The 9,567-nt window shown below is 48.7% G+C and carries 9 protein-coding genes; 2 read left to right on the forward strand and 7 right to left on the reverse strand.

Going from position 1 to position 9,567, the window contains the following annotated elements; all coding sequences use genetic code 11:
* Positions 1-34: 34 nt before the first annotated feature.
* The 7 genes from glpK to pdxR all read right to left on the reverse strand — a co-directional run bounded on the left by glpK (position 35) and on the right by pdxR (position 7,970).
* Positions 35-1,534, reverse strand: a complete 1,500-nt coding sequence (gene glpK, locus EDM60_RS25095; RefSeq protein WP_122966391.1) for a glycerol kinase GlpK — start codon at positions 1,532-1,534, stop codon at positions 35-37.
* Between the two features lie 104 nt (positions 1,535-1,638).
* A complete protein-coding gene (locus tag EDM60_RS25100; RefSeq protein ID WP_122966392.1) occupies positions 1,639-2,490 on the reverse strand; it encodes an MIP/aquaporin family protein in 852 nt (283 codons plus the stop codon).
* 283 nt (positions 2,491-2,773) lie between these two features.
* Complete coding sequence (locus EDM60_RS25105) at positions 2,774-3,220, reverse strand: YvaD family protein (protein WP_122966393.1); 447 nt, start codon at positions 3,218-3,220, stop codon at positions 2,774-2,776.
* Complete coding sequence (locus EDM60_RS25110) at positions 3,217-3,588, reverse strand: DMT family transporter (RefSeq protein ID WP_122966394.1); 372 nt, start codon at positions 3,586-3,588, stop codon at positions 3,217-3,219. Before EDM60_RS25110 ends, EDM60_RS25105 begins: the two co-directional genes overlap by 4 nt.
* The gene (locus EDM60_RS25115; RefSeq protein ID WP_122966395.1) at positions 3,585-4,166 is read right to left on the reverse strand and encodes a TetR/AcrR family transcriptional regulator; all 582 of its coding nucleotides are present in this window, start codon (positions 4,164-4,166) and stop codon (positions 3,585-3,587) included. Before EDM60_RS25115 ends, EDM60_RS25110 begins: the two co-directional genes overlap by 4 nt.
* Positions 4,167-4,885: 719 nt before the next feature.
* Entirely contained in the window at positions 4,886-5,407 is a 522-nt protein-coding gene (locus EDM60_RS25120) for a hypothetical protein (protein WP_063231731.1), read from the reverse strand.
* 1,135 nt (positions 5,408-6,542) lie between these two features.
* Positions 6,543-7,970: a MocR-like pyridoxine biosynthesis transcription factor PdxR gene (gene pdxR / locus EDM60_RS25125; protein ID WP_122966398.1), complete on the reverse strand. Its 1,428-nt coding sequence runs from the start codon at positions 7,968-7,970 to the stop codon at positions 6,543-6,545.
* A gap of 114 nt (positions 7,971-8,084) precedes the next feature.
* Here pdxR and EDM60_RS25130 point away from each other — a divergent pair, with 114 nt between their 5' ends.
* Positions 8,085-8,657: a GNAT family N-acetyltransferase gene (locus EDM60_RS25130; protein WP_122966396.1), complete on the forward strand. Its 573-nt coding sequence runs from the start codon at positions 8,085-8,087 to the stop codon at positions 8,655-8,657.
* Positions 8,658-8,814: 157 nt separating this feature from the next.
* Positions 8,815-9,525: a hypothetical protein gene (locus EDM60_RS25135; RefSeq protein WP_122966397.1), complete on the forward strand. Its 711-nt coding sequence runs from the start codon at positions 8,815-8,817 to the stop codon at positions 9,523-9,525.
* The last annotated feature ends 42 nt before the right edge of the window (positions 9,526-9,567 follow it).

The following is a 9,567-nucleotide window of genomic DNA, read 5'->3' on the forward strand; positions in this document are numbered from 1 at the left end:
CTTATCTTTACTCTATTCCTCTTTGGCGCAAAAATCAATGCCTAATCTTGTAACCCATCGTCGCCTTGACAGCCTGCTTCCAGCCCTCGTACAACTCCTGGCGTTTTTCCTCGGCCAGATCAGGCACAAACGAACGCTCGACGACTTTGTTGTGCACGATGTCTTCCTTGCTGTTCCAGTAGCCGACAGCAAGCCCTGCCAAGTAAGCAGCACCGAGTGCAGTCGTCTCGTTGACGCGCGGGCGCTCTACTTCTGTCGCCAAAATATCGGACTGGAACTGCATCAGGAAGTTGTTGGCTACCGCTCCGCCATCAACAGCCAGCTTTTGCAGCTTGATCCCGGAATCGGCTTCCATCGCTTCCAGCACGTCACGCGTTTGATACGCCAACGATTCCAGGGCAGCGCGAATCAGATGATCCTCGGTCGTACCGCGAGTCAAACCGAAGATCGCTCCTCTTGCCTCCATGTCCCAGTATGGCGCTCCCAAACCGACGAAGGCCGGAACCATGTATACTCCATCCGTGCTGTCTACTGCCATTGCATGCTTTTCCGAGTCGGATGACTTTTCGATCAGCTTCAGTCCGTCGCGCAGCCATTGAATCGCCGCGCCCGCCACGAAAATGCTGCCTTCCAGCGCATACTCGACTTTGCCGTCTACTCCCCAGGCAATCGTCGTCAACAGCCCGTTTTTCGAAGCAACCGCCTTTTCACCTGTGTTCATCAGCATGAAGCAACCTGTGCCGTACGTATTTTTCGCAGCGCCCTCGGAGAAGCACGCCTGCCCGAACAAGGCAGCCTGCTGATCGCCCGCGATTCCGGCAATCGGGATCTGCACCTGGAACACTTTTTCATCGGTGTAGCCGTACAACTCGCTGGATGGGCAGACGCGCGGCAGCATCGCTTTCGGAACGTGCAGCATGGCGAGCAGCTCGTCGTCCCACTCCAGCGTGTGAATGTTGAACATCAATGTGCGCGAAGCATTGGAATAGTCGGTCACGTGCACGTTGCCGTTTGTCAGCTTCCAGATCAGCCACGTATCGATCGTGCCGAACAGCAGGTCGCCGCGCTCTGCTTTTTCTCTCGCACCTTCCACGTGTTCGAGCATCCACGCTACTTTTGTTCCAGAAAAATACGCGTCGATCAACAGTCCGGTTTTTTCCCGCACGGTTTGCTCGTAACCTTGCTCCTTGAGCTGGTTGCAAATATCGATGGTCTGTCTGCTCTGCCAAACAATCGCATTGTAGATCGGCTTTCCGGTGTGACGATCCCAGACAACGGTCGTTTCCCGCTGGTTCGTGATCCCGATGCCCGCGATTTGCTCCGGCTTCACGTGATTTTCCAACAATACCGCTTTCAATACTTCCAATTGCGACTCCCAAATTTCCTCCGCGTTGTGCTCCACCCAACCCGGCTTCGGATAAATTTGCGTGAACTCTTTCTGGGCAACCCCGATGATTGCACCGGATTTATCGAATAAAATAGCGCGAGAGCTTGTCGTTCCTTGGTCGAGCGAAAGCATATATTTGTTGTCCATAGCGGCTATTCCTCCTTATAATAGAAGCATCGGATCTTTTCTATTTAGCTACAGGCAGGGTATTTTCCCTGCTTCTTTTTTTATGGGTGAAAACTTCTATATCGTCAATGCGATTGGGAACGCGCCCGGTCTGTCACCAGACGTTCTTTGCCAGTCGCACTTGCTGCATTCGATTTTTTGCTGGCAGCGCCTACGGCTATGGCGATGACCATAAATACAGCCAAGCCTACAACCCCTGTCAAGCTGTGATCAGTGAACGTCCATTTGTAAAAGAACGCGCCGCCCACTGCTCCGATGATCGGACCGACAACCGGAATCCACGCATATCCCCAGTTGGAATGACCTTTGCCATGAATCGGCAGCAGGGCGTGCGCGATGCGCGGCCCCAGGTCGCGGGCAGGGTTGATCGCGTAACCAGTCGTTCCGCCGAGAGACAAGCCGATTGCCACGATGAGGAAACCGACGACAAACGGATTCAATCCTTCTGCAAATTTATTCGCTCCAATCGCCAGAAGACCAAGCACGAGGAAGAAAGTACCTAAAATTTCGCTAAACAAGTTGGCTACTGTGTTTGGAATCGCTGGACCTGTGGCAAAAATCCCCAATTTGGCTGCTGCGTCATCTGTTTCGCGCCAATGCGGGTAGTAAAAAATCCAGACGAAAGTCGCTCCCATAAATGCCCCGATCAGTTGCGCGATGACGTAGCCCGGCACCTGCTCCCACGGAAATTGACCGATGCTGGCCAGTGCGATCGTAAGCGCCGGATTGAGATGCGCGCCGCTAATGCTGCCTACGGCGTAAGCACCGCATGCGACTGCAAGACCCCAGCCGAGCGTGATGACAATCCAGCCTCCATTTTGCGAGTATGCCTTTTTCAAGCTTTGGCCGGCGCATACACCTGCCCCCAAAATGATCAGGATCATCGTCCCGATCAACTCTCCTACGTAAACAGACATGTCCCTTACCCCCTTATTTGGAAAACACCTTGTTCTAAGAGACTGCACATCGCGTCGCGGGCAACCCAATTTCGAAGCGCTTACATTTCGCCCAACTCCTTTGCGTCGTTTATAGAGAAAACAAAAAAGCCAATACTCGCAAAAATGCAGGGCGCTGCCCTCTTTTTGCAAATATTAGCTGATCTCCCAATCTCCACAGCACTATTAACTTATGTCCTACTATATAGTGGACATATAAAATCTGTCAAGAATCCGTTTTCTTTTCAATCGCAGCTTTTTTGGTTCATGGCTGGCTTTGCGCTTCGCACTGCGGCTTGCAGCCTTTTCGCCCCACGCTTTCCGCCCTTAGAAAGCCCGGCAGAAAAAACAGGGGATAGATCAGCAAAAACAAGTTCGGCAACCACCACGACCAGTCGAAGTCAGCCTTGAACGCCCAAAAGGCGATCGCCTGCAAGCCGGAGCACGATGTGAGCACGAGCGAAACGATGGCGAGCGGCTTCCAGTTGTCGCTCCCCCTCCGGTAGCTGTAGAGGCTCGCGAACCCCGTGAGCGAAACCAGCATATCCAGAGGAAAAAAGGACAAGTTCCACGCCACTAGGTTCGGATCGCGATAATCCTGGTACATGTACTCCGCAGGCAACAGCCCGAAAAACACAATCGCCCAGTAGACGATGAAAGCCACATCCGTCAGCCAGAAAAACCAGAACAGCTTGGGCTTCGCTCTGCTCATTTGACCGTCAATCCCCCGTCCTGCTGCGCTTTTGCAGGCTCTTGGGCATGTGCGCCGTCACCGAGATTCAGCAGGACGCAGCCCGCAATAATCAACCCGACCGCCACCATCTTTTTCACGGTAAAGGCATCCTTGAAGATGATGACACCGATCAGGGCAATAATCGCCGTGCCCAGCCCGGACCAGATCGCATAGGCAGTGCCCACCTCCATCTCTTTGAGCGCGAGGCTCAACGAAGAAAAGCACAGCACGTAAAAAACAAACATCAACACAGTAGGGATCGGCTTGCTCAGCCCTTCCGACAGCTTCATGGAAGTCGTTCCCGCTACCTCCAGCAAAATCGCCAGCAGCAAATACACCCAACTCATTCTCCCTGATCCCCTTTCTCCGCTGACGAAGCCAGCACACCGCCGAGCAAAATATCGATAATCGCATCCAACGCTTCCGCGATTGTCATCTGGTAGCTGGCTGACAACTGTTGGTCAATCAACTGTTCGAGCGCACCTGTATACATCAAAATCAAGATGGGCAGCTGCACGCGGCGGAACACGCCTGCCTCGATGCCTTGCTCCAAAAGCACGCGGACATGCTCCCACTCTTCTTGGTAAACCTCTTCAATCATTTGCCACTGCGCAGGATAATAGCGCTTCAACTCGTACCAGACGCGCAAGTCCGTCCTGGAAAATCCGCCCGGCACCAAAGCCAGCAGCTCGCGCATTTTTTCTTGCAAACCGAGGTTTGAATCGTACAAAATCCGGTCTTCTTCGGCCTTCAATTCCTCGATGCTATCTGCAATGATCCTCTCGATAAGCGCTTCCTTGGAGGGAAAACTTGCGTACAGCGTCTTTGTGCTGATTCCCGCCCGGCGAGCCAAATCGGCCATCGTAAAACGGATGCCTCTCGTTTCGATTTCCTGCTGGGCGCATTGTAAAATTCGCTCTTGCATGTTCAGGAAAGCTCCTCTCGAAAACTCAGGAAAATATTTTGTTTTCTATATTTTCCTGTGACTACAACAAGTAGCATACTTGCCTGCTTCCTTGTTGTCAACTTGTCAACTGTCGCCAAACCACGCCTGGCACAAAGCGGCAATTCCCGATCGAAATGAACTGTCACAGAAAAACATTCCAAATTTCCTACGAAAATGCGCTCTAGCTATTGCTTGAACACTAAGCAAATGATCGAGAGAAGTCTGAACTGATCCGCTAAGTGTAAAGAGTCTTACGAGAAGGCTTACTAAAACACATGTCTCCATTAGCCTAGGAACATATCAACTTCCTTAGAGAGTATGGTTTTGATCCGAAAGAAGTTACTACCTTAGAAACATTGAGACCATTGAACATTCGTATTTTGCAGCTCCCTCATGCGCTAGAAGACTGGAAAAACAAAAAACGCACAGGTACCTAAAGAGGTTTTCGCCCCTAGAACTGTACGCCATAACTGCACTATTGAATTTCCACTTAAAGATGGATCTAAACAGCTCATTACAATGCGCATATTTCGCTGTTTTATTAGTTGGGGTAGTACCAGCGTCGCTGACACCACCCTCAACTTCATCGATTAAACCGGAAATTTGCTACATTTTGATCGAGCCAGGCTTGCATACCACCGTAAAACTTCCAAGCTTAACACTAGAGTCAACTAGAAAAAAAAGTTATTAACGATTCATTACTTATATAGGTAATCATAGTCGACTACAGTACTATAAGTAGTGTCACCTAATTTGACTCTATCAACATCACCACTCCAAGTAGTCACCGGCCCATAAAATTTTCCGTATTTATTCTGCGTTACAGTAAACTTTACAGGACCACGCTCAGATCGATCCCGAATTTCAGTACCAAAATCACTATCGTAAATCGAAGTGAGTACTGCAATACCAGCCATGTACGGCCCCACAGTTGGAATTAAGCCCATGAGATATTCAGCAGCTGCCTCTGCATAGCCTGTATCGTAATTTTTTGCAAATTTACGCGCTTGTGGGGCCATCAAATAAAACTCATAATCTGTTTGCGACCAGTTAGCCTGACTCCATTGAGATTTATGATATATTTGCCTTTTTACTACTACACCAACAACATCTCCTTTTGCTGCTTGAGCAACATTTGAAGAAGCGCCGAATCCTGCAACCCCCACTAACATTAGAGCAAAAGTCATTACCATCGCTAAAAGTCTTTTCATTTTCAACATTTTTACAGTCCCTTCAATTAATTTAGTTTCGAAACAAAAAAGTTGTCATTCCTCCCCTTTCCCGGCAGAAATTAACCTCTTTTTTGTTGCAGTAAAAGGGACTTTTGTTGTTTAATTAAAAGGATGTAGCCCTTTTTCACAACAAGAAAGGGGTTCACGCTAAGCCGCTACCAAGGGTGACTCGCCAAAGTTCTACTTGGTACGGCTTTTTTCTACATTTCTACAGAAATAATTGTAATTTCTTCTAATTTTATCCTTTTTAGTTAATTTTTTGTATTATTTTTATATTTTTAACAATACACATATAATTTTCCATATAAATAAAAAAATGTAAGAGCAAATTAAAATACTCTTACATTTTTTGTCTCCGTTATTCTTTTAAACTTTTTTTATCCTGAAAAATCCAGTTACCCAATGAGTTACTATGTGAACTATTATGGAGATTAAATATATCTTAAGAAAACTATACTCTTTTAACCATTCAATATTTTGACTATACGCAAGAATAAAAAGAATTATCAGACATAATATTGAAGCGCACAAACTAATTAGATATCTTCTTTTCATATGGTTAGACATTAAAGCATACCCCCATAAAATTACTTTTAAGCTTTTGTAAATTCATTAAAAATTACAATTCCCGACTTTACCCTATCACTTAATTTATATCTCCAAAAAAGTGCTATTTCGATGGCGTTGATAAGCGCGTTCTACATTAGTGAGAGGCTTCTCTTTTAATTAGCCTTCAGAACGTTTTTTAAGCCATTCATTTACTAATTGAGGGCCAAACAAGTTTTACGTGCCGACAGTCTATAAACTGGCATACCTTGTTAAATGTACCTCGTCAGTGTTGCTTTAGAAATTCCCAAATAGTCCATGACCTCATTTGATTTGAGATACTTTTTTTCAATCATTTGCTATTTCATTTCCCCCTCCACGCCAAAGGGTTTTACATACACAAAAGGATTAAATTGGTATTGATTTAATTTTATGTGAAGGCTCAGTAAAAATCAACAAAGATCATAAACAATCAATCATTACCTCATTTTCACTCAACTCGTACCTGACGCGCAAATCCGTCCTGGAAAATCTGCCCGGCTGGCCAAATCGACCATCGTATCCCGCTTGCTTGTTGTCAACTGTCGCCAAACCACGCCTGGCACAAAGCTGCAATTCCCGGTTCGATCTGGTCGAGGGCAATGCCTGAGAAGCCGAGGAAAAATTCTTTGGGCATGTCCGCAGGCGGCTTGAGCCATGTAAAAGCCGCAGAAGACGCCCGCACTCCCGCCTGAATCGCCAGCCGTTTCAGCTCTTCTTCCGACCGCTCGCTGTAGACGCGCAGCAATACGTGGAATCCGGCATCTGCTCCGATCACTGCGGCCCGCTCGCCAAAATGCTTTTGAACGGCGGCGAGCAGGGCATCGTGCTTTTTCCGGTACAGGCTGCGCATTTTGCGGACGTGCTTTTCCAGATGGCCGTTTTGCATGAATGCTTCCATCACGCGTTGATGCAGCCGCGACGCTGACTGCTCCAGCAAAGTGTCGCGCAGCAAGGTGTAGTAGACATCCAGCAAGGAGCTTGGCAAAACGATGTACCAGATGCCGAGCGCAGGCGCCATGACTTGCGCGAAGCCGCCCATGTAGATGACATTATTTTGCGGCAACAGCCCTTGCAGCGCAGGAATCGGCCTGCCGTGGTAGCGAAACTCGCCGTCGTAGTCGTCTTCGATGATGTACCCGTTGACGTTTTGCGCCCACTCCAACAGCTGCAACCGCTTGGAGACAGGCATGATCATCCCGCGCGGATATTGGTGCGAGGGAGAAACGACGGCGAGCCGCACCTGCGACTCGTACAGCTCGGAAACATCGATCCCGTCCTCCGTGAGTGAAATCGGCACCGTCTCATATCCATGCTGGCGGAATGTATTGGCATAGAGCAGGTAGCCCGGATTTTCCACGCCGATGCGCTCCAACTGCGGCTTGAGCATCAGACAGATGAGCGAAAGCAGCCCGAACTGATCGGCTCCAACGACGATTTGATCCGGCGAACAGGTTACTCCGCGATACCTGTGCAAATAATCGGCGATTTGCCGACGCAGCCCCGGCTCGCCCTGCGGATCTCCATAGAACAAATCTTCTTCCCGCGCCGGGCACAGTAGTTGATTGTACAATCGGCGCCAGAGCGTGTACGGAAAAAGAGAAAAATCGTTTTGCGACATATGAAAATCGTATTGGTAGTTTCGTGCATCACGCACAGTCGGTCGGTTCCATCCTAAGTGTTCATGCTGCCTTTTTTCTTTTGGCGAAAATTCGGGATCGGGCAGCTTTTCCACGAAGTAGCCGCTGCGCGGTCTGCTCTGAATGAATCCTTCGGCAAGCAACTGCTGGTAGGCCATTTCTACAGGTGTCGTGCTCAGGCCAAGCGAATCTGCCAGCTTGCGGACGGAAGGAAGGCGAACTTTCTCCGCCAGCCTGCCCGCAATGATTTCGTTTTTGATATACGTATACAGCTGCACATATTGCGGCTCGTTTGTCGCTTCATTCCATTTGGGTGTCAACAGCAGCATCGTGTATGCTCCCTCATCTGTCCTTTTGTTTTTTAGCAAACTGCGCATTTTCAAGTATACACTTGTCCACTATGCTGTTAAAAAGCGAATCTGGCAAGGAGGACAGCAAACATGTCTACTCATAACGAATACAGCGCCCCCGTCCGTTTTCTGGAGGGACAGCGCGTCTATCTCCGCCCTTTTGGACAGGACGATGTGGACTTTTACTATCATTCGCTCTACAGCAGCGATACACGAAAACTGACAGGCACGCAAAAGCACTTTACCCGCGAGCAGATCGAGCAATATTTTGAGAGCAAAAGGCACGATTCTACCAGCGTGCTGCTTGCGATCGCCTTGTGCGAAAACGATGAGGTGATTGGCGACGTTCAGCTCGGCGATATCGATCCTTTCAACCGCAACGCCTACATTCGCATTGCCATCCATCAACCCGCCTACCAGAGCAAAGGCTACGGCAGTGAGGCGCTGCTGTTGATGCTCGACTACGGGTTTGGCATTCTCAACCTGCACCGGATCGAGCTGAACGTATTCGCCTACAATGACCGGGCGATCCACACTTATGAAAAGCTCGGCTTCCAGCGCGAAGGCGTGCAGCGTCAAGCGCTCTTTTACAACCATGCTTATCACGATTCGATCCTGATGTCCATGCTGGCGGAGGAGTATCGGGAGAGATATGTTAAATAAACGGCAAGACCCTCCAATCAGAGGGTCTGTTTTTCATTACACGGTCATGAGCGTTTTTTAGCGGCTGTTTTGTGCAGGATTCATCTCTTTGCTGTAGAAACGCAAAAGAATAGAAAATATTGTAAAATCAAGCGTATATAGCCGAAAAGGAGCTGTTATGAAAAGGAACTTCCTTGTCTCTATCTTATTGAAGCTGCTTCTTCTAATTCAACTGAGCGGGTGCAGCAACGAAGCAGCCTCTTTTCAACAAACCGACAGCGCTGTGACGGAAGTGGGGGAAGCACTAACCTTTGTCTTTGACTCAAAAGAATATGATTTACCCGTCAATCAAATTCAAGGGCTGCAAAATTATTTGAACGAGTACACCCCCGAAGAGCAGAAGATTGAAATGGAACGAATCGTGGTTGAGCCATTCTGGTCTGGAAAAAATGGATTGCTTGCCGATGTGGCCTACGCCTGCGGCACCAAATTATGCAGTCATGTTCTGGTCCACCTGCAAGACGACCATGTCAAAAGTCTTCCGTTAGACCCTTCCAGCATCTTTCAGCAAGCGATTTTATCGCCTGACGAAAAGTACGCAGCGATCCTCCTTGGCAGAAATGAGGGGAATGAAGTGATTCGGCATCATCTGTCGATCATCGATTTGATGAAGCTGGAGCTGCTTCCGATCCACAATGCCGAGGAAAAGCTGCGGCCGCTGCTATCACCGGAGTCTTTTGAGCTGCCCATCACGGATTTGGCATGGGTCGACGCGCACACGCTGGAAATATCGGTACCAGTGCTGACTGATTCTTCGTACGAATCGGTCGCCAAATGGTTCAAGGAAGACGGGCCAGTAACGAAGCTTCGTTTTGACATAGAAAACTGAGAAAAGGCCTCCCCCGGTTTGGGGACTGACCCCGTAATGTGA

This window comes from Brevibacillus parabrevis (assembly GCF_003710905.1).
GTDB classification, from domain to species: Bacteria; Bacillota; Bacilli; order Brevibacillales; family Brevibacillaceae; genus Brevibacillus; species Brevibacillus parabrevis.

Excerpts from the sequence above, each read along its gene's own strand:
- EDM60_RS25110 (WP_122966394.1), bottom strand. The coding sequence starts at position 3,588 with ATGAGTTGGGTGTATTTGCTGCTGGCGATTTTGCTGGAGGTAGCGGGA.
- EDM60_RS25100 (WP_122966392.1), bottom strand. The coding sequence starts at position 2,490 with ATGTCTGTTTACGTAGGAGAGTTGATCGGGACGATGATCCTGATCATT.
- EDM60_RS25115 (WP_122966395.1), bottom strand. The coding sequence starts at position 4,166 with ATGCAAGAGCGAATTTTACAATGCGCCCAGCAGGAAATCGAAACGAGA.
- glpK (WP_122966391.1), bottom strand. The coding sequence starts at position 1,534 with ATGGACAACAAATATATGCTTTCGCTCGACCAAGGAACGACAAGCTCT.
- EDM60_RS25130 (WP_122966396.1), top strand. The coding sequence starts at position 8,085 with ATGTCTACTCATAACGAATACAGCGCCCCCGTCCGTTTTCTGGAGGGA.
- EDM60_RS25105 (WP_122966393.1), bottom strand. The coding sequence starts at position 3,220 with ATGAGCAGAGCGAAGCCCAAGCTGTTCTGGTTTTTCTGGCTGACGGAT.
- EDM60_RS25120 (WP_063231731.1), bottom strand. The coding sequence starts at position 5,407 with ATGTTGAAAATGAAAAGACTTTTAGCGATGGTAATGACTTTTGCTCTA.
- EDM60_RS25135 (WP_122966397.1), top strand. The coding sequence starts at position 8,815 with ATGAAAAGGAACTTCCTTGTCTCTATCTTATTGAAGCTGCTTCTTCTA.